Origin of the sequence: Rhizobium rhododendri, from assembly GCF_007000325.2 — a bacterium.
GTDB lineage: Bacteria > Pseudomonadota > Alphaproteobacteria > Rhizobiales > Rhizobiaceae > Rhizobium > Rhizobium rhododendri.
Genome location: NZ_CP117269.1, coordinates 227,894 through 247,525 on the forward strand (window position 1 = coordinate 227,894; position 19,632 = coordinate 247,525).

20 protein-coding genes and 3 pseudogenes are annotated in these 19,632 nt (G+C 53.0%); 18 read left to right on the forward strand and 5 right to left on the reverse strand.

Annotated elements, in window-relative coordinates:
* Window positions 1–133: 133 nt before the first annotated feature.
* Window positions 134–598: pseudogene (locus tag PR018_RS25975) on the forward strand (IS110 family transposase); the annotation flags it as partial.
* A gap of 5 nt (window positions 599–603) precedes the next feature.
* On the opposite strand, the pseudogene tnpB reads toward PR018_RS25975, so the two are convergent.
* Window positions 604–796 (reverse strand): annotated as a pseudogene (gene tnpB / locus PR018_RS25980) (IS66 family insertion sequence element accessory protein TnpB); the annotation flags it as partial.
* Window positions 793–1,083, reverse strand: coding sequence for a transposase (locus PR018_RS25985; protein ID WP_244615577.1), 291 nt, complete (start codon window positions 1,081–1,083; stop codon window positions 793–795). The gene PR018_RS25985 and the pseudogene tnpB, both read right to left, overlap by 4 nt.
* A gap of 354 nt (window positions 1,084–1,437) precedes the next feature.
* Here PR018_RS25985 and PR018_RS25990 point away from each other — a divergent pair, with 354 nt between their 5' ends.
* From PR018_RS25990 to virG, 13 genes are all read left to right on the forward strand, one after another.
* Window positions 1,438–1,659 (forward strand): hypothetical protein, encoded by a 222-nt coding sequence (locus tag PR018_RS25990; RefSeq protein WP_142832335.1) that lies wholly within the window; start codon window positions 1,438–1,440, stop codon window positions 1,657–1,659.
* Between the two features lie 229 nt (window positions 1,660–1,888).
* A complete protein-coding gene (locus tag PR018_RS25995) occupies window positions 1,889–2,605 on the forward strand; it encodes a type IV secretion system lytic transglycosylase VirB1 (protein WP_142832336.1) in 717 nt (238 codons plus the stop codon).
* Window positions 2,602–2,967: a pilin major subunit VirB2 gene (virB2, locus tag PR018_RS26000; RefSeq protein WP_142832337.1), complete on the forward strand. Its 366-nt coding sequence runs from the start codon at window positions 2,602–2,604 to the stop codon at window positions 2,965–2,967. Before PR018_RS25995 ends, virB2 begins: the two co-directional genes overlap by 4 nt.
* Window positions 2,967–3,293: a type IV secretion system protein VirB3 gene (locus PR018_RS26005; protein WP_142832338.1), complete on the forward strand. Its 327-nt coding sequence runs from the start codon at window positions 2,967–2,969 to the stop codon at window positions 3,291–3,293. Before virB2 ends, PR018_RS26005 begins: the two co-directional genes overlap by 1 nt.
* On the forward strand, window positions 3,293–5,662 hold the full coding sequence (virB4, locus tag PR018_RS26010; protein WP_142832339.1) for a type IV secretion/conjugal transfer ATPase VirB4: 2,370 nt from the start codon (window positions 3,293–3,295) through the stop codon (window positions 5,660–5,662). Before PR018_RS26005 ends, virB4 begins: the two co-directional genes overlap by 1 nt.
* 250 nt (window positions 5,663–5,912) lie before the next feature.
* On the forward strand, window positions 5,913–6,575 hold the full coding sequence (gene virB5, locus PR018_RS26015) for a pilin minor subunit VirB5 (RefSeq protein WP_142832340.1): 663 nt from the start codon (window positions 5,913–5,915) through the stop codon (window positions 6,573–6,575).
* Between the two features lie 145 nt (window positions 6,576–6,720).
* Window positions 6,721–7,656 carry a type IV secretion system protein gene (locus PR018_RS26020; protein ID WP_142832341.1) on the forward strand — a complete coding sequence of 312 codons (936 nt, stop codon included), beginning with the start codon at window positions 6,721–6,723 and terminating at the stop codon, window positions 7,654–7,656.
* Window positions 7,653–7,811 (forward strand): type IV secretion system lipoprotein VirB7, encoded by a 159-nt coding sequence (locus PR018_RS26025; protein ID WP_142832342.1) that lies wholly within the window; start codon window positions 7,653–7,655, stop codon window positions 7,809–7,811. The genes PR018_RS26020 and PR018_RS26025 overlap by 4 nt, the downstream gene beginning before the upstream one ends.
* The gene (locus PR018_RS26030; RefSeq protein ID WP_142832343.1) at window positions 7,808–8,521 is read left to right on the forward strand and encodes a type IV secretion system protein VirB8; all 714 of its coding nucleotides are present in this window, start codon (window positions 7,808–7,810) and stop codon (window positions 8,519–8,521) included. The genes PR018_RS26025 and PR018_RS26030 overlap by 4 nt, the downstream gene beginning before the upstream one ends.
* On the forward strand, window positions 8,518–9,399 hold the full coding sequence (gene virB9, locus PR018_RS26035) for a P-type conjugative transfer protein VirB9 (RefSeq protein WP_142832344.1): 882 nt from the start codon (window positions 8,518–8,520) through the stop codon (window positions 9,397–9,399). Before PR018_RS26030 ends, virB9 begins: the two co-directional genes overlap by 4 nt.
* Window positions 9,396–10,538 carry a type IV secretion system protein VirB10 gene (gene virB10, locus PR018_RS26040; RefSeq protein ID WP_142832345.1) on the forward strand — a complete coding sequence of 381 codons (1,143 nt, stop codon included), beginning with the start codon at window positions 9,396–9,398 and terminating at the stop codon, window positions 10,536–10,538. Before virB9 ends, virB10 begins: the two co-directional genes overlap by 4 nt.
* 13 nt (window positions 10,539–10,551) lie before the next feature.
* Entirely contained in the window at window positions 10,552–11,592 is a 1,041-nt protein-coding gene (gene virB11, locus PR018_RS26045) for a P-type DNA transfer ATPase VirB11 (protein WP_142832346.1), read from the forward strand.
* Between the two features lie 278 nt (window positions 11,593–11,870).
* Window positions 11,871–12,596 carry a two-component system response regulator VirG gene (gene virG / locus PR018_RS26050; protein ID WP_142832356.1) on the forward strand — a complete coding sequence of 242 codons (726 nt, stop codon included), beginning with the start codon at window positions 11,871–11,873 and terminating at the stop codon, window positions 12,594–12,596.
* A gap of 20 nt (window positions 12,597–12,616) precedes the next feature.
* Here the strand turns inward: virG and PR018_RS26055 are convergent, their stop codons facing one another.
* Window positions 12,617–13,222, reverse strand: coding sequence for a VirC2 family conjugal transfer protein (locus PR018_RS26055; RefSeq protein ID WP_142832347.1), 606 nt, complete (start codon window positions 13,220–13,222; stop codon window positions 12,617–12,619).
* A 2-nt stretch (window positions 13,223–13,224) separates the two neighbouring features.
* Window positions 13,225–13,920 carry a conjugal transfer ATPase VirC1 gene (locus PR018_RS26060; RefSeq protein WP_142832348.1) on the reverse strand — a complete coding sequence of 232 codons (696 nt, stop codon included), beginning with the start codon at window positions 13,918–13,920 and terminating at the stop codon, window positions 13,225–13,227.
* Between the two features lie 421 nt (window positions 13,921–14,341).
* Between PR018_RS26060 and PR018_RS26065 the strand changes: the two genes are divergently transcribed.
* From PR018_RS26065 to PR018_RS26075, 3 genes are all read left to right on the forward strand, one after another.
* Window positions 14,342–14,536 carry a hypothetical protein gene (locus tag PR018_RS26065; protein ID WP_142832349.1) on the forward strand — a complete coding sequence of 65 codons (195 nt, stop codon included), beginning with the start codon at window positions 14,342–14,344 and terminating at the stop codon, window positions 14,534–14,536.
* Window positions 14,537–14,543: 7 nt separating this feature from the next.
* Entirely contained in the window at window positions 14,544–16,046 is a 1,503-nt protein-coding gene (locus PR018_RS26070) for a VirE2 family protein (protein WP_142832350.1), read from the forward strand.
* A gap of 132 nt (window positions 16,047–16,178) precedes the next feature.
* Complete coding sequence (locus PR018_RS26075; RefSeq protein WP_142832351.1) at window positions 16,179–17,939, forward strand: hypothetical protein; 1,761 nt, start codon at window positions 16,179–16,181, stop codon at window positions 17,937–17,939.
* On the opposite strand, the gene PR018_RS26080 is transcribed toward PR018_RS26075, so the two are convergent.
* Window positions 17,936–18,496, reverse strand: a complete 561-nt coding sequence (locus tag PR018_RS26080) for a Gfo/Idh/MocA family protein (RefSeq protein WP_142832352.1) — start codon at window positions 18,494–18,496, stop codon at window positions 17,936–17,938. The two genes, PR018_RS26075 and PR018_RS26080, sit on opposite strands and share 4 nt — an antisense overlap.
* 270 nt (window positions 18,497–18,766) lie before the next feature.
* Between PR018_RS26080 and PR018_RS26085 the strand changes: the two are divergent.
* Window positions 18,767–19,597, forward strand: a pseudogene (locus tag PR018_RS26085) (IS701 family transposase); the annotation flags it as partial.
* Between the last annotated feature and the right edge of the window lie 35 nt (window positions 19,598–19,632).

Genomic DNA, 19,632 nt, shown 5'->3' on the forward strand with positions numbered 1-19,632 from the left:
TACCCTGTTACGTCACAAATGAATCATCTGTGTCGTAACTTGAGCTAATTCCGCACCTAACCAAAACCGGCTCACCGGACGCTCACGGTTGCTCGGACAGACCGAGCCGATCCTCATCACAGGAGGACGAGCCGTGGCAGATTATAGAGAAGCTTTTGTTGGAATCGACGTCGCAAAGCTGAAGAATGCTATTTCTGTTGCCGAATCTGGCCGGGACGGAGAGGTTCGGTATTTCGGTGAGGTTGAGGCGACGTGACCTGCCAGCATGCGCCGCGTAATCCAGCGAATAACCGCAAAGTTTGATCGCGTGCATTTCTGTTATGAGGCAGGCCCGACGGGCTATGGTCTACATCGGCTGATCCGGTCGCTTGGCCATGAATGTATTGTTGTAGCCCCGTCGTTGATCCCGAGGAAGCCCGGCGACCGTGTGAAGACGAACCGTCGAGATTCACTCGCGCTCGCCCGGCTATTAAGAGCCGGCGAGCTAACGGCGGTGTGGGTCCCCGACGAAAGCCATGAAGCTATGCGCGATCTTGTTCGTGCTCGCGCTGCTGCTGTCGAGACACTACGGGTTCACCGGCAACAGATAAGTGCTTTTTAGGCCATGACGATTCCTGAGCCATCCCAGTAGATCAGCTTGGTCCGCCTTGCGAGACCGGAACACGAAAACCGTTCCGGTGAACGGGTCGTTGTGCAGTTCGTTCTTCACCAGCGCCGCCAAGCCGTCATGGCCCTTGCGGAAATCTACGGGCTTGGTCGCTACCATGATCCTGACACGGTTCGACGTAAAGATCATGTCGCCGCCGCCAGAGCTCGGGCGATGGCAGATATCCGGCCAGCAGACGCACCATCCACAAGACGAATGGTGACTGGACCCAGGACGATCTCGGCGCGCGTGGCGGCCTTGACCGTCGGCTGCTTTGGCGCTGGCGTCTCGATGACGATCGCCGAAAACTCGACCGCGTTTTCCGGCTCTGGCAACAACAACTTGCCCTGCCGCGCCAGCGTGCGCCAGGACGACAGGTGGTTGGCCTTCAGGCCGTAGCGTCCTGCTACTTCATTCACCGTTGCGCCTGGTCGCAAGCTCTCTGAAACGATCCGTGCCTTGACCTCATCCGGCCATTGGCGATGCTATGCGCCTCACCCCTGCTCCGTCGCGTTGTGACGACCTTCAACGTAGACTCCATAGAGAAACTCCTTGTCGCTCGTCCATGGTCTGTCGATCACACATCAGGCGTTTGACGACAATGTGGGGGTAAAACACCGGTTACTCCAGAGTTCGATTTCATGAAAGTGCAACAGCTTCAGCACTTTCGCGCTGTGCTTGAGGTCTCGCGACAAGCGATCAAGGTAGGCAGAGGATGACGTCCCTAAATCTCCCGTCATATCGCTTACGACGCGCACGCCACCATCATCATGAATGAGGCGGGATAGCAAATGTCCAACAATCTCGTGGTTCCTGAAAATATCACGATCCTGCCCCTGCCGTCAAAGTCGCCTGAGTTGAACCCGGTCGAAAACCTCTGCCAGCTGATGCGCCAGAACGGGCTCTCGAACGAGATTTTCGAATCCTACCGAGATATTGTCGACCATTGCCGCGACGCCCGGCGGAATCTTGAAAGGCAGCCATGGCGCATCATCTCCTATAGGTCGCCTTAAATGGGCACATTGGTTCTGATCATTGAGCGCTTTTACAATTAAAACAACCTTTGGTTTACGATAAACATCAAGTCAAACTCCATTGCATTGCGCTCGTCTTTCAATTGAAACATGAAGTCAGTGTTTCAAAATCGAAACGTAACAGGCTACTCGCACAATCAATCTCGTCAGATGTAGTTGTTCCTTTCAACAAGGCGCAACGGCGGTAACGGATGCGAGGATATTGTGCATGTTGAAAACAACAGGCGGCTTCTCCACGGTTTTGTGGGCATTGATGATTCAGCCCGCAGCGGCGGCTCCCCTTTCTTTGATGACATTTGACCGCTACGCCCAAGAGTGCGGGCCATCTGTCGCGTCTTCTACGCTTGCGGCAATTGCTAAAGTTGAAAGCCAGCTGGATCCGCTCGCCATGCACGACAACACGACGGGCGAGACCCTTCACTGGAATGAGCAGGCGCGAGCCATTCGCAGCGCCAGCGATCGACTTCAGGCGGGTCATTCCATTGATGTCGGATTAATGCAAATCAACTCAGCGAATTTCTCGACCTTGCGCCTGTCAATCGGAGAAGCCTTTGAGCCATGCCCGTCCTTATCAGCTGCAGCCAGGATTCTCGTCAAGAGTTACCGTGGAGGCACGACGACCAAGGAAAGGCAACAATCTCTCCGTCAAGCGCTCTCGATGTACAACACCGGCGATCCGCAAGATGGGTTTGCAAACGGGTATGTACGCAGGGTTGAAGTTGCAGCCCAACAACTTGTTCCAGCATTGAGTGACGTTTCAAAAAACGAAAATGGTGACGATAGGATGGAAGAGACGTGGAACGTTTGGGAAACCTACGATCAGCAGCGTCTGCCATCCGTACCGCCCGATCTTCGTGGTTCTGATCCGCCTGTTTCTGAACATAAAAACCAGATCTTGCTCGACTTAAAGGATGGAGGTGCATGATGCATGCATTGGACGACAGACAACAATCAAAGTTTTTTTGCGCTGTGCAACGGGCAGTGCGGCATGTCGCTACCTGTGCCCGAGCCGTTGTCACGACCGTCGCAATAAGCGCCGTCTTATCTAGACCGGCTGCGGCACAGGCTTCGGGGGGGACTGACCCGACGGCTATGGTAAACAACATATGTACGTTTATCCTTGGTCCTTTTGGACAGTCGCTCGCGGTACTCGGGATTGTTGCCATCGGTGTGTCCTGGATGTTCGGCCGTGCCTCGCTCGGTCTGGTCGCCGGCGTTGTCGGAGGCATCGTGATCATGTTTGGGGCCAGTTTTCTGGGGCAGACGCTTACGGGAGGTGGCGGCTGATGAGAGAACGTTTAGAGGAATCAACTCTCTATCTGGCAGCTACGCGGCCAGCGCTGTTTCTAGGCGTCCCGCTTACAATGGCCGGATTGTTCATGATGATGGCGGGGTTTGTCATCGTCATAGTGCAGAACCCGCTTTACGAAATGATCCTTATTCCGTTGTGGCTCGCCGCGCGGCTTATTGTCGAGCGTGACTACAATGCCGCCAGCGTTGTTTTGCTGTTCTTGCAGACGGCGGGCAGGAGTGTCGATGGAGCGACTTGGGGAGGAGCCAGTGTTAGCCCCAATCCAATCAAGGTACCAAAGCGGGGAAGAGGAATAGCCTGATGCTTGGCAATAGTGGTACAGCTGAGAGATCTGGCGAAGTCTATCTGCCTTATGTCGGTCATCTCAATGACAATGTCGTGCTTCTCGCAGACGGATCGATTATGACGATGGCGCATGTCAGCGGTCTTGCCTTTGAGCTGGAAGACAATGAAACGCGCAATGCGCGCGCACGCGCTTTCAATACGCTTTTCCGCAACATTGCGGATGACAATGTGTCGATCTATGCCCATCTCGTACGTCATAGCGATGTGAGGCCCCCGCCTCCACGGAATTTTCGGAGTGTCTTTGCAGCGCGTCTTGATCATGCTTTCGAAGAGCGTGTGCTTTCGGGTAATCTCTATCGAAACGATCATTTCCTCGCTCTTATGATCCATCCGCGCACGGCACTCGGCAACGTCAGGGGCAGGTTTGCCAGATTTCACAAAAAAAAGGAGAGCGATCTTGCAAACCAGATGCGCCACATTGAGGACGTGTGGCATGTGGTATCCGGTGCTCTCGAAATGTATGGCCTGCGGCGACTCGGGATCAGGGAGAAAAATGAAGTCCTGTTTAGCGAGGTTGGCGAAGCATTGCGGCTGATCATGACCTGCCGATTTGCCAAGGTACCACTGGTCAGCGGATCGCTTGGCGCATCCATCTATACGGATCGCGTCATCTGCGGCAAACGCGCTATCGAAATAAGGACGCCTAAGGACCGGTATGTCGGCTCCATCTTCTCCTTTCGGGAATATCCTGCAAAAACCCGACCGGGCATGCTCAATACATTGCTATCATCGGACTTCCCGCTTGTCCTGAGCCAGAGCTTTTCTTTTCTCACGCGCGCCCAGGCCCACGCCAAACTGAGCCTGAAATCCAGCCAGATGCAAAGCGCCGGCGACAAGGCTGTGACGCAGGTCAGCGCGCTGGGCGAGGCAGAAGATGCCTTGGCCAGCGGTGAATTCGTGATGGGTTCTCATCACCTGAGCCTTTGCGTCTATGGCGAAGATCTCAACCAACTGGCAAATTGCGGAGCGAAAGCCCGTACTCGCCTGGCCGACGCCGGTGCCGTCATCGTCCAGGAAGGAATCGGCATGGAAGCGGCCTATTGGTCGCAGCTTCCAGGGAATATGAGATGGCGCACACGTCCAGGGGCAATCACGTCGCACAATTTTGCCGGTTTGGTGTCATTCGAGAACTTCCCTGAAGGCTCATCATCCGGCCACTGGGGGGATGCAATAGCCCGCTTCCGCACAAACGGTGGAACCGCTTTCGATTATATTCCGCACGAGCATGATGTCGGTATGACCGCGATATTCGGGCCGATAGGCCGCGGCAAGACCACGCTCATGACTTTCCTGCTTGCAATGCTGGAGCAAAGCATGGTCAGCCGCAGTGGAACCGTGGTGTTCTTTGACAAGGATCGAGGCGGTGAATTGTTGGTGCGAGCGACAGGCGGAACCTACCTTGCTCTCAGGAGAGGTGTTCCAAGTGGCTTGGCACCTTTGCGCGGTCTTTCCAATACGCCGATGTCCCGGGACTTTTTGCGGCAATGGATCGTGGCCCTGATCGAAAGCGATGGGCGCGGCAGCATCACTCCGGAGGAAAACCGACTTCTGGAGCGCGGGATAAGACGGCAGATGTCATACGAGCCACAGATGAGATCACTTGCTGGTCTGCGAGAGTTTCTTCTGCATGGACCTTCAGAAGGGGCCGGCGCGCGCCTGCAACGCTGGTGCCGGAACAACGCGCTCGGATGGGCCTTCGACGGTGAAACCGACGACGTCAAGTTGGATCCCTCTATCACAGGGTTCGATATGACACATCTTCTGGAATACGAGGACGTATGCGCGCCGGCTGCTGCTTACCTTCTTCACCGGATCGGGGAAGTTGTCGATGGTCGTCGATTTGTGATGAGTTGCGATGAATTCCGCGCCTACTTGCTTAACCCCAAATTCTCCTCGGTCATCGACAAGTTCCTGCTCACAGTGCGCAAGAACAATGGGCTGTTGATCCTTGCGACACAACAGCCGGAACACGTGCTGGAATCCAGTCTTGGTGCCAGTCTTGTGGCACAATGCATGACGAAGATTTTCTACCCTTCGCCCACCGCCGACCGATCTGCGTATATCGACGGTCTGAAATGTACCGAAAGAGAATTCCAGGCTGTGCGTGAGGATATGGCGATCGGCAGCCGCAAATTTCTCCTGAAGCGAGAGAGTGGCAGTGTCATTTGCGAGTTCGATCTCCGCGATATTCGTGAATTTGTCGCCGTTCTGTCTGGGCGCGCCAATACGGTCCGGTTTGTGGATCAGCTTCGCAAGACTTGCGGAGAGGATCCTTCAGCATGGCTCGAGACATTTATGGACCGCTACCATGAAGCAGGCGATTAAGAGTGTCCGGTCATGGCTGAAACACGTTTCACGGCCTCCGTCAACCGCTGTCACATCGGTTGCATTCCTTTGGCATCGTCCGGGTCGAGACACTCGTCCGGGAGATGCAAACAAACCGATATAAACGCCCGGCCGTTCGGGCACTGCACACCAACAACGATGCAGTGAGAGGTCCAAGGCATCAAATCCATCCATCGCGCTTTTCCAGATTGGCATCGGCGTGAGATGTGGTGACGAAAGGATACATGTTATGAAAACTGCACAATTTGGCTTAACAGTTCTTGTCGCGTCTCTGCTGATATCCACTCCCACCAAGGCTCAGTTTGTTGTCAGCGATCCGGTAACCGAGAGTGAAACTCTAGCAACCGCATTGTCTACGGCCTCCAATCTTGAACAAATGATCACCATGGTCACGGTCTTGACGTCTGCTTTTGGCGTTGTGGGCTTGATGAGTGCCCTTGATCAAAAAAATCAGTATCCTTCGACAAATATGCTCGAAGAGCAGATGTTTTCTGCCAATGGAACTAACTCGGATGTTGCGCGCGCGATTACATCGGATAACGACCGGCAGGTGTCGGGCAGTGATGCAGAGGCCGACCTGCTGCGTGAGCAAATCACCGGTGCGGCAAATGCCATCGGCGTAGCCGCCGAAAATCTCGATGCGATGGACAAGCGGCTGGATGCCAACAGCAAGACCGCCGGCCAGCTTTCCCGGTCACGCAACATCATGCAAGCGACGGTTTTAAACGGGTTGCTTCTCAAGCACATACACGATGCAATTATTCAGAATGTTCAGGCCACGAACCTCCTGACGATGACGACTGCGCAGTCTGGCCTTCACGAAGCCGAAGAAGCTGCTGTTCAGCGAGACGAACACCAAAAAACTGCGCGGATTTTCTCGCCTCTTTATTAAAATCATGGCGAGCTAACCATGACCTTCAGAGTTCATTTGGCTCACTCTGACCCTGACTCCAAGCAAAAAGCATTCTTCAGCATCGGACCGAAAAGTTGGAATCGGTTTTCGGTCCGATGCTCTCTCAGAACGACAGGAGGGAAAGATGGCTGTGAATGTTTCTTTGAGCATTCCTGCTCCATTCACTGCGATACACACAGTATTCGACACAGCGTTCACTGTGGGGCTTAACACCTTGCTGGATGACATACAAAACGCGGTCAGTGCTCCTCTGTTAGCCTGCGTCACGCTTTGGATCATGGTTCAAGGCGTTCTGGTGATACGTGGCGAGATTGATGCGCGCAACGGCATCACCCGTGTCATCATGGTTTCGATAGTGGTGTCCCTTGTTCTCAAGCAAGCAGATTATCACCAATACGTGGCTGCATTTTTCGAAGATACAATTCCACAATTCGTTGAAAAATTTAGTGCATCCGACCTGCCTTTGGAGACAATTCCCGCGCAGCTGGATGGAGTATTCGCCATAGCACAGGCGGCCTTCCAGAAAATCGCATCGGAAATAGGCCCACAGAACGAGCAGGACATTCTGGCATTCCAGGGCGCACAGTGGATTTTTTATGGAACACTCTGGGTAGCGTTCGGCACCTACGATGCCGTGGGGATCCTTACCAAGGTTCTTCTCGCGATCGGGCCGCTGGTGCTCGTCGGTTATCTTTTTGATCGCACACGGGATATTGCGGCAAAATGGATCGGCCAACTCATCACTTACGGAATACTTCTTCTTCTGCTGAACATCGTCGCAACAATCGTAATTCTAACAGAAGCTGGCGGGCTGGCGCTAATCCTGACCGTAGTCATCACCGCCGGGACCACTGCCGCAAAGATCATTGGTCTTTACGAGCTGGACATGTTCTTTCTAACGGGCAACGCCCTTATTCTGGCCCTTCCTGCAATCGCGGGGAATATTGGCGGTAGCTACTGGAGCGGCGGTGGACAGAGCGCAAACAGCCTCAGTCGCCGTATTACGCAAACCAATCGAGTCACAGCAAATCCACGATCCGCCAATGGAGGGAGTCGATGAAGTATTTCCTAGTGATATTAAGCCTTTGTCTGGCTTCATGTCAGACAAACGACAAACTGGCATCGTGCAGCGGGCCGATCTTTTCTTTGAACACAGGGCGATGGCAACCCTCTCCCGCTGATCTCAAGCCTACCGATGCGGGAATTACACCATGAAAGATGCCGAATACGCGCTTCTGGTACAACGCGAGTCCCTGGCTGAACACTATAAGCAAGTTGAGGCCTTTCAAACTGCGCGCGCCAAATCAGCCAGACGTATTTCCAAGGTTTTTGTCGCCATTGCTTGCCTGGCGATTTTAGGGAACGTCGCACAGGCTGTCACGATTTCTGTTATGGTTCCCCTTTCAAGGCTTGTTCCGGTTTACCTGTGGGTGCGGCCAGACGGAACGATTGACAGTGAGGTTTCGGTTTCCCAGTTGCCTGCTACTCAGGAGCAGGCAGTCGTGAACGCATCGCTCTGGGAATATTGCCGCTTGCGTGAGAGCTTCACGGTGGATACCGCACAGTACTCCTACGATCTCGTGTCTGCACTCAGCGCGCCAAACGTGCGGCAGGAATATCAACAATTTTTCAACTATCCCAATCCGGCTTCGCCGCAAGTGACGATCGGAAAACGCGGTAAGGCCGAGGTCGAGCACATCGCCTCCACCGACATCATATCGGGCGTTCAGCAGATCCGCTACAAGCGAACCCTGGTTTTTGATGGCAAGGCATCAATCATCACAACCTGGACTGCAACGATACGCTACGAAAAGACAACCAGTCTTCCAGGACGAATGAGGCTGACCAATCCGGGTGGCTTGATGGTCACATCCTATCAGGCCTCGGAGGATACAGTTTCGAACACGGGACGTAGTCAACCATGATCTCCAAGATTTTTACCATATTCTGGTGGTTTCTCATCGTTTTGTCGGCCAGTGCTTATGCGGAAGACACCCCCACAGCAGGCAGACTTGATCCGCGCATGCGATCTCTGGCCTATAGTCCCGATCAGGTCGTGCGCCTGTCCACGGCAGTCGGAGCGACACTGGTCGTGACTTTTGCAGCCAATGAAACCGTTACTGCCGTAGCGGTGTCGGATAGCAAGGATCTGGCAGCGCTGCCGCGTGGAAACTATCTTTTCTTCAAGGCGAGCAAGGTGCTGTCGCCGCAGCCTGTTATTGTCCTGACTGCGGGAGAGGCGGGAAGCCGACGTTATGTTTTCAGTATTTCGAGCCGAACAATGGCGCGCCTGGATAAGGATCAGGCGGATCTTTACTACAGTGTGCAGTTTGCCTATCCCTCCGACGTTGCTGCGGCACAGCGAAGGCAAGCCGAACAGAAAGCGGCATCCGACCGCATGAAGGCGCAAGAGCAATATCAACAGAGCGCGCAGAGTTTGTTGAACCGGCCATTCGGCACGGAAGCTTCCCAAACAAGCAACTGGCATTATGTTGCACAGGGTGATCACTCCCTGCTGCCGCTGGAGGTTTTCGATAACGGGTTCAGCACCGTGTTCCGCTTTCCGGGCAATACCCGCATACCGTCGATCTATTCTGTCAACCCGGACGGAAAGGAAGCCGTAGCAAACTACGCCGTAAAGGGCGACTATGTGGAAATCGCATCCGTTTCACGCGGTTGGCGCCTGCGAGACGGCCACACGGTGCTGTGCATCTGGAACACGGCATATGATCCGATCGGGCGCAAGTCGGGCACCGGTACAGTCAGGCCTGACGTTGCTCGCGTCTTCAAGGAGGCGCGATGATGGATGTGCAACCGCCACACGACGTAGATGCATCTGGATCGATTGTCTCCGATCCCCATCGGAAGCGTCTCTCCGGGTCTCAGAAACTCCTCGTTGCGACTGCGGTCCTGTTAATATCCTTCGCGCTCATCTGGCTTGGCGCATACTCGAAAAAGAAGACTGATGCCTCCTCTCGAGAGAGCATGATCGATGCCAACACAAAGCCATTTCGCCCCGCGCCGATCGATGTGCCCTATAAGACTGTCACCCCACCGCCTCCACAACAGACAAACGATGTGTTGCCTGCTCCGCGCGCCCAAGAACGCCATGAGGTGCGTCCAGAGGAAACGCCGATATTTGCTTATAGCGGGGGCGAGCAGAACAGTGTGAGCAATACTTCTTCTGAAGACGAGCATGGGCGTGACAGGGCAGGGGCTGACATACGGGAGGAAGAGCCTCCTGCTGAAAACGATCTTTCAATCCGCATGAAGCCGACTGTATTGCAGCCAAGTCAGGCCGCGCGTTTGCCTCATCCGGATTTCCTGATAACGCAGGGAAACATCATACCCTGCATTCTTCAGACAGCAATTGATACCAATCTGGCCGGCTATGTTAAATGCGTGTTGCCCCAGGACATTCGTGGAGCAACCGGCAATGTGGTCCTTATTGACCGCGGCACGACTGTTGTGGGAGAAATTCAACGCGGCCTGCAGCAGGGTGATGAGCGCGTTTTCGTGCTATGGACCCGCGCTGAAACGCCAGGACATGCAGTCATCACACTTTCCTCGCCGGGTACGGACGAGCTTGGCCGCGCAGGCTTACCTGGCAAGGTCGATAATCATTTCTGGCAGCGGTTTGGCGGCGCAATTCTGCTAAGCCTGGTGGAAGGTGCGTTCCAAGCTTCAACCAGCCTCGCAACCCATTCCGGCGATGGCACGAGTTTCAATAACTTTCAAAACAATGGTGAGCAAGTCGCCAACACTGCGCTGAAGTCCACTATTAACATTCCTTCGACCTTAAAGAAGAACCAAGGCGACACCGTATCCATATTCGTCGCACGGGACCTGGATTTCTCAAGCATATATCAGCTGCGAGTGATTGGAGGCGTGGCAAATGCACGGCCTGAGCACCTGCCTTCACACCGTCTTAACCGCAAGTGAACTGGAGACCAGAATGCACACTGAGGCAGACCCACAATTACGCTTTCTCCTGAGCCCGGTTTTGGAATGGCTTGACGACCCCTTAACGGAAGAGGTTGCGATCAATCGACCCGGAGAAGCCTTCGTGCGCCAGTCGGGAGTATTTGCCAAGCATCCCCTTGCTCTCACTTACGATGACCTTGAGGATATCGCCATTTTGGCCGGTGCATTACGCAAGCAAGACGTGGGGCCAAGGAATCCCCTGTGTTCTACCGAACTTCCCAATGGCGAACGGCTACAGATATGCCTGCCGCCGACGGTTCCGTCCGGAACTCTGAGTTTAACGATACGTCGCCCAGGCTCGCGGGTTTCGGCCTTGAATGAGGTTTCGTCACGCTATGACGTCTCGCGTTGGAACCAGTGGCATACGCGCACGCTTGGTCAGCAGCATAAAGATCAAAAGATTTTGTCTCACTACGATACGGGAGATCTGGAAGCCTTTCTGCATGAATGCGTAACAGGTCGGCTTACTATACTGCTTTGCGGACCGACGGGCAGTGGGAAGACGACGATGAGTAAGACGTTGATCGGAGCTATTCCTCCCCATGAAAGGTTGATCACCATTGAAGATACTCTTGAACTAACAATCCCTCACGAAAATCACGTGCGGCTGCTTTATTCCAAAAACGGTGCAGGGCTAGGAGCGATTACTGCCGAGCACCTCTTGCAGGCAAGCCTGCGGATGCGACCGGACAGGATTTTGCTCGGAGAGATGCGTGATGACGCAGCCTGGGCTTATCTGAGTGAAGTTGTTTCAGGACATCCAGGTTCGATTTCGACAATTCATGGTGCAAATCCCGTTCAAGGGTTCAAGAAATTGTTTTCGCTGGTCAAGGCTAGCCCGCAGGGCGCGGCTTTGGAAGATCGCACGCTGATGGATATGCTCTCGGCTGTCATTGATGTCATCGTGCCCTTTCGTTCGCACAACGACACGTTTGAAGTCGGAGAGATATGGCTGGCAGCTGATGCGCGCAGGCGAGGAGAAACCGTAGCCGATCTTCTTGTGCAGCACTGAAGCTAAGCAATGCTAAAGAAACGAATTTGTTGAGAGAGGCCGGTGGTCTCCGTCTACGAGTACGGAACCTCATTAGGATGTTGACGATGGTTCCATGCGACGAAAGGCTAATGCCACTGCCGTTATTTCGCCATGAAAGACCAGGAATTTACCGCGAATAAAGGCAGGGAGGGTCGTCTAGCAAGCATTAATGATCATAAATGAGATGGCAATAGGTGCGGGAGCAATTCTTCAACAATAATTGCAGCACCCTGGAAACTTCATTGAAAGGTGATCTATTGAAACACGTTCTTATCATAGATGACGACGCCGCGATGCGTCACTTTATCATTGACTTTCTCAAGATGCATGCCTTTAGGGTGACGGCAGTTGGTGACAGCAATCACTTCAACCGCATTCTGAATTCCGACATGGTCGATATTGTCATCATCGATCTTAATCTTGGCCGTGAGGATGGATTGGAACTCGTTAGAAAACTCTCCGCAAGCTGCGATATCCCGATCATCATCATTAGTGGGGACAGGCTTGACGAAGCCGACAAAGTTGTCGCTCTGGAGCTTGGTGCAACAGACTTCATAGCCAAGCCATTTGGAACGCGGGAGTTCCTTGCCCGCATCCGTGCTGCGTTGCGCAGTCATAATGGCAATCACCGCTGTAAAGACCGGCGATGCTTCTACTTCAATGGATGGACGCTCAATCTGAAACAACGCCGTTTAACGTCTTCGAACCATCTCGAGATCAAGCTGACTTCGGGAGAATTCAATCTTCTTGTCGCTTTCTTGGAAAAGCCACGGGATGTTTTGTCCAGAGAGCAGCTATTGCTCGCGTGTCGCGTGCGAGAGGAAGAGGTATACGACCGTAGCATCGACGTTCTCATATTGCGGCTGCGCCGGAAGTTGGAGACAAACCCTGCTAATCCTTCGCTGGTGAAAACGGTTCGGGGTGCAGGGTACATGTTCGACGCGGATGTGGAAGTTTCCCAAGGCGGAGCGATGGCAGCCTGAAGCCATTCAGGAGAGGAGGATCAATGGTCCGTCCTACTCTCCTGACTGAAAAAATGTGCCAGTGCCGCTGTCGCAAGCTTTCGGCCGAACGAGCGCCCTGTCTCAAGGCCCAGGGGATCAAAATAAGTGCGGGCTACTCGAACCAGCGGTATGGGAACCATGTGCGAGGTGCAAACGAGCACAGATTGTTCCACCTCGTTGCCAAGCACTGGATAGCTTTTCGCGGTGACACGAAAGGATCCGTTGGCAAGGAGTCCTTCGTAGTCTCGCAGCGCGCGCCACATAATCATCTGTAGTGACTTTTTCAGAGAATATTGCTGCCTCAACCTGTCGAATATTGGCGATACCCCCTGTGCCGGCACGAAAGCCGACAAGAATATTTGTATTTTCCCGCCCCCGCCAAAATCAGCCGCACTGTTAGTTGACGCAAGCCGCTTTGGGGAGCGCGTCCGAAGCGTGTTTTGGGATGTTGTGCCCTGCAATGTATTTCCACGATGGTCCGCATCAGTATTGTTCACGAAGGAAACGACAGGCAGAATTGCTTTGCCGGGATCGCCGTCAATGATCCTCGAAGCAGCAAGGCGTCTCGCTTCGGAGGGGGACAACACGGGTTTGCGAATTCCCATAGTCAACCCTCCAGAACCTGTACAACAAGTCTGGAAAGATCCAGAAGTTCTTGCATTGCGGTCCGAATATTGCGTTCAATCAAGCGCATCGTCGGATCGGCCTCCAAAGTGCGGAGCGTCAAATGGAGCATGCCGCGCTCCTTCATCGCTGCGAAAGCATCTCTCTCATACAATGGTGCGGCAAGAACCGGAAGACTTTCCAGCATATCCGACATCGCGCGTTGCGACGTCGTGAGGCGTCCAACCGGCATGCGCTGAATGAGCACCGCTGTCGGAATCGTAATTTTTTCGCTTATCAACAACTCAATAACATAGCGATAGGTCGCGAGCGCTTCATCGACATCCAGCGGTGTTAACATGGTGGGAATAAGCAGGAAATTCGAGCTCGCAATAATTGTGTTGTTCAATTCGCTGGAGCCACCATGGGTGTCGGCCAAGGCGTAGTCGAAATTGCGACGCTCTGCATGTTCATACGCCTCCTCAAGAAGAGTCATCTCGTCGGCAATGAATATTTCACATGCAGGATCCCATGTATTGCTCCGCAGCGCGTTGTCTCTCCAGCGGCTGAGTGGCCTGTTTTCGTCCGCTTCCAGCAAAGCTACGCTTTTACCGGCGCTGGCAAAGGCGGCACACAACCCCATGAGCGCCGTCGTTTTTCCCGCTCCTCCTTTAAATGAACAACATGTAATAAGCTTCATTTCCTTCCCTCACCTTCGTTATTCTAAGGTAGCCTAGATTTTTCAACCGCTAATATCCCAGGTGTGTGTCGTTAGTATTTCGGAACGATTGCTTTTGTATTTCATCTGTAGCTTGAAGGTTGTTTTTATAGTCTTTCGAGCTTAGAAAATTTAAAATTGTATCCTATATTATTTGACGTCTCTCGTGATGCATCAGGTGCCTCTGGATCGGATCATCGCGCTAGAGCGGCGACACCTGCACACGCTGGATGCATCAAAATGACATGCGGCAGCATAATCGACCAGTAACAGAGAATATGATCTGTTACATTTGAAGTCATTTAAAAATTTAAAACATCAAAAAATAGGATATAATCTGAAAATCAGCTCATTTTTGTTATTATTACATCAGTAGGTGTAATGAAGCCCAAGGAGATCCAAATTGAAATTCAACCTTAGTGACAACGATGTTTTATTAAATCGTCCAAGCGGCACAGAAACAGATAACACTATCTTGAGTGATGATTTGGATGAAGAAGAAAGCGGATTTTCTGAGGAAGACCGTGAAATGATTCGGCTTGAAAAATTTATTCGTCGGTGCCCCGTCCCGTCTGACAACTCCAACAAGCAAGGGTGATAAAGCTATGCCGATCTCCCAAAACCCTGAGGATGATATCGAGGCAAGTGGCCGGAAGCGCTTCAAGCTAGGGATTGTCAAAACTGAAGATGATCATGAAATGCCCGACGCACCCTCAAGTTCGTCCTTCGGGAATGTCACAGATCCTAAAGTTGTCGATGCAAATCTCAAATTTGCCTTAGATGCGCCCTTGCCAGACAGCGGTAGGCGTGACGATGAGTATATCCTGGTGAATAAGGCTGCTCCTGGCAAATTCGTCGGAACAGCCAAGGGCAGTCTTGCGACTATGCCGACACCGGGTGAATTCGACGCTAGCTGCCGCCTCTATCGAGACAAGGCCGGAAATTACTACCCGGCACCCTTGGCATTTAACAAGATCGAAGTTCCTGATGGGCTAAGCAATAGCGAGCGTTGGAAATCAAGGTTGGCGATCTGGAACCGAGAACACGATGCTATGGGCATCACAGGCAGAAAGATCTTTTATGAAGCCGACAAGAGCGTAGCTCTTGATAAAAATTACAAGATAAAGAACCCGGAAGACCGGTTTATCCAAACGTCGAATGGGCCCAGAGAAGTCGAGAAAAGATATCAACACCCATTTCAAGCCGGTTCAGAACTGCCGGATATCATGATCAAAACCAAGCAGAATGTGGTACATTTTGTAAATCGGTTCAGCGGAGACAAGTTTACTGGCAAAACCTTCTCTGAATTTGAAAGTCACATCAAGCAGGCGCTCGGACCAGAAACTGAAATAAAGCTGCGGTCCGTTTCCGGCATTATGCATGACTCAAACTATCTTGAGGCTTGGGAAGCAGGCAAAGCCGACATCCGATTCGGGCAGTTTGCAGGAGAGAACCGTGCCCACAATAGGGAGTTACCGCTTGCTGTTGTCAATATCGGCAGGGTCAATGACGGGAAGGGAGGGATGACGCCAGATCGCTACATCAGCGTCAAGTTTTTGATGGAAAGCGCTCCCGGCTCCCCCTGGGCAGAGGCATTGAAAAAAGGTGAGTATTGGGACCGGGTCCAACTTCTTGCGCGCGATGGAAACCATTATATGGCGCCTGGCAAGGTTCACTATGCGGATCCCAAATATTGTGAGAAGGCACTGGAGCAGGTCAATCTGCCACGCTCAATGGCTCTACAAAGCAAAAGCCTGGAGACGCAGATCGAAGAAAACCACTTGAAGCCACCCGTGCTCGTCTCGATCGGTCCCCAATTGCACGATGCTCGCACCTTGAATGAAGAACACGGAAAATCAATTACGGAAAAGCATATCTTCGTGGCAGATCGGAATGACAAGGGGCAGCGAACGGGAAACTATACCAGCCTTCTGGAATATAAGCGTCAAAAGCAGAGATTGCCTGATGATGCTGCACAGGCCATCAGCATGAATGAGAATACTTATTCACTTGGGGCCACCAGACCTGAGCCAGCTCTTCGTCCTATTCGCGATAGCAGGCGAAACTTGGAAGAGCGGCCTCGCGGGTCGTCTATCAACAGTCTCTAACACACCAGTGTTATCCTGATTGCGGTGAAGCAGGGATGTTGTCTTCACACGAGGTGCAAGTTTTGCTTTTTTCCTCGTGTGGTCCCTCATCGGACGTTTCTCGAATCCACCTGTTCATGAAAGGGCTACGTCATGGTTAGTATAAGCAAAAAAGCTGTTCCGGGTCGCGCGTTGGGAAAGAGGCGATCTGCCAAGCGCGCCTTTGAGCAGAGGCAGGTGGCATTGGCGGTAGAACAAAAGGCAATTGACCTCCGCTCTCGTTTCGAGACATCTGGAAAGCAAGAAAGATACGCCGCCGACTTTCGGTTGATGGACCGACTCGATGGGCCTGTGGGCGAGATAAGCTATAAGCGCCTTGGAAACAAGCGGCTTTCAGTGGAAAAAGAGGGCGAATTGACCCGTGAGCACGGTATCGTGCGAAAAATCAGGACGGTTTTTCAGCGCAACCTTCATTCGGGGGCAATTGACCTAAAAACCTATCAAAGAAAAGGCTTCCGTGGCAGCAGCAGCTATGTCTTCGACGACAATGGGAAGTTACAGGCTAGGCAGAAGAAAGACTTGCGCGGACGCGTGCTGGAAGACTGGAAAAGAGAAGGCGGTCAGATGATCCGCACACGGTATGTCAACAAGCGACGTCTTGGAAGCGCATTGATCCGACCTGTTTCGGAGGAAATGAGTGCGCCCTACCGAAGTCGCGCTGACAACCGGCTTTATCGAAAACTCACTCGGCGAAAGGGAGGAAAGTCGGAGACTTTCGAGCGCGATGACAACGGCAATCTTGAACTCGTCAGCAGCAAAAGCTCCTTTTCGTCCATGAGGCAGATCAAAGCCGGGGACCGTAAAACATCCGAGACGTACAGTCGCAAGCTGGGGGGCGCATTCTCGAAGTCACATCGGTCCTTGCTTGACCATGACGGAAAGGAAGTTGCCCGTGATATATTGAGCCACAGGAGGCTGTTTAACAAGCGCTCGGCGGTATATGATTCAAACACCGGGATGCTGAAACGGGCAAAACATTCTTTCGGGAAGCTTTATAAGCATGAGGTCGACTACATCAACAAGGACGTAAAAAGAGAATCGCACACGTTCCTCGGGGTGACTGTCCAACGCAGATACAAGAATCTGAGCAAGCGTGAGTCGAATGATTGGCATTTGCGTGAGACGCAATTTGCCGAACACATGAAGACCTGGAACGAGCGTTTTGAAGAGGTTCTGAGACATCCAGCGGAAAAGGGGCGGACCGAAAGCGCTTTGGCCAACACTCCTTTGAATAAACCGACCGCACCCATTCAGGAATTTGTTCCACACACCAAAACGCCCGATTCTGCCGGTCTTGAACACGAAAAACTCGCTTCGTGGCCGATCCCCAAGACGTTCGATGCGCAATTGCTATTCGGTGAGCCATCACCCGCTCGAGATTCAAATTTGTTACAATCTACTGATGTTGGTAAGATTGCGCAGGAACACGAGTTGGCAAACATTCTGAAGTATCAGCCTTTGCCTGTTGTCTTTAACCCTCTGGAGGAAAAAAGCTTCGAGAGACATTTAACCGACAACCCTTCCGTAATGCCCAGGCCGATCCAACCAGACGATAATCTGGCAAAATCCACCACGACTGACGAGAAAAGCGCCACGGCTGAAGATCGATCGACATCTTCCTCTTTACATGGTGCTGGTGATCTCCAGGCTCTGTTTGGTGAACCGAGCATGTCAGAGCCACCAACACTGCGTTTCAACTTTAACACTGAGAGCAACACGATGTCGGAAACAGAAAAACAGGCTCTCCTGAGAGAAGTGGTCAATGCGCCGCTACCTCAATCTCTATCAGATGCAAGATCGGATATCCTTAACCGATCCGCTAATCGAGACAGAAGCGCCGCAAACTGTCGCTAGGATCGAAACAATGCGGGAAATTGGTCAGTAGGCAGACATGACGGGCTATTCTCCAACGGATAGACCAGTCCGATCTGGTTTCGGATCAGATCGAGAAGAGTCATGATATCGACTGATTGCTCAGGCGGAATCAGCGATGAGGAACCGGACCACCTTGCTAGCCGCTCCATCTCCTGCGCCTGGTATTGCATTCCGCGTCCGACGATCGGGCTGTCGAATTCCTCCAGGACGACATTCTGATGATCGACAACGCAGAAGGATGTGGGCGTATACCAACTGTCGTCTATCTCTATGCGTGCCTTCTTATCTAATACCTGCGCGGTGTTCGCCATGCCGATATCCAGCGCAGAGACCGTCGATGATACCGCCCCTGCGGAATGCTGCATGATCGTCACGACTTCGGCGTCGACGCCTGTGTCCTTGAAGCGTGCCGTGGCAGAAACGGAGGTCGGCATTCCGAGTATGTCCACCGCAAACGAGATTGGATAGATGCCGAGGTCAAGAAGCGCGCCACCGCCTAGGTGATAAAGTTTCATGGTCAACTGGCAGCGCTTCATCGAGCATCTCGTACGAGATATTGATATCCAACGCACCGGTTTCAATTTAAAAGCCTACCTGAAACATCAGTTTATCGGCCCATCCATAACGCCTTCTTCTGCGGCAAAGGCCGGCGTTCGCCGATCATGATGCGCCGCAGGGTTTCAGGAGCTGAGAGCATCACGAGGGGTATGGCGGACACTGCTGCCAAGAGGGAAGCTAGTACTACTTTGGCAGATTCGGGCAAGCCTGGTTTGAGATGATTTGCGCTCTCACTTTTGGGGCGCAATATGGCAGATTGGGATACGGAGCTTTCAACATTTTTGCAGCCATTTCTGAACAAGCTTGGACACAAGAAACGGCGACAGATGTGTCCACTTTATGTGTCGGGACTTATCGGTCCCGGAGACCGCAAGAGTATTGAGCCGATGGCGGAACGGTTCGCTCCAGGCCAGTACGACCGCCTCCACCATTTCATTTCCGACGGCCTTTGGGATGCTGTTCCTCTTGAGGCCGAGCTCGCGCTGCAGGCGGACAGAATAGTTGGCGCATCCGATGCGTTTTTGGTGATTGATGACACCGGCCTGCCGAAGAAGGGTGATCATTCGGTCGGAGTCCCGCCGCAATATGCCTCGATGCTGGGCAAGAGAGCAAATTGCCAGACGCTGGTGTCGGTGACGCTTGCGCGAGACGAGGTGCCGGTCCCGGTTGGCCTGCGTCTGTTCCTGCCGGATAGCTGGATCGGTGATCAGGAGCGCATGGCGAAGGCTGGGGTCCCAGACGACATGCGGACCTCTCGCACGAAGCCGGAGATTGCTCTTGCCGAGATCGATCGGTTGATCGTGACCGGTGTCCGGTTTGGCACAGTGCTGGCTGACGCAGGTTACGGCCTGTCGGCTGCGTTCCGAAAGGGCTTAAGTGAACGTGGCCTCACCTGGGCGGTCGGTATCCCCAAGCATCAGAAGGTCTATCCCGATGATGTCAAATTGATCTTTCCCGTCTCCGGTCATGGCCGTCCTCGCAAGCATTCGATCCCCGACACCCTTTCGGTTGCCGCCGAAACGATGTTGGCATCTGCAAGCTGGAAGAAGGTCAGTTGGCGCCGCGGCACAAAAGGTCGGTAAGCATCCGAGGACGGCCGCGAGATAGGGCCTCG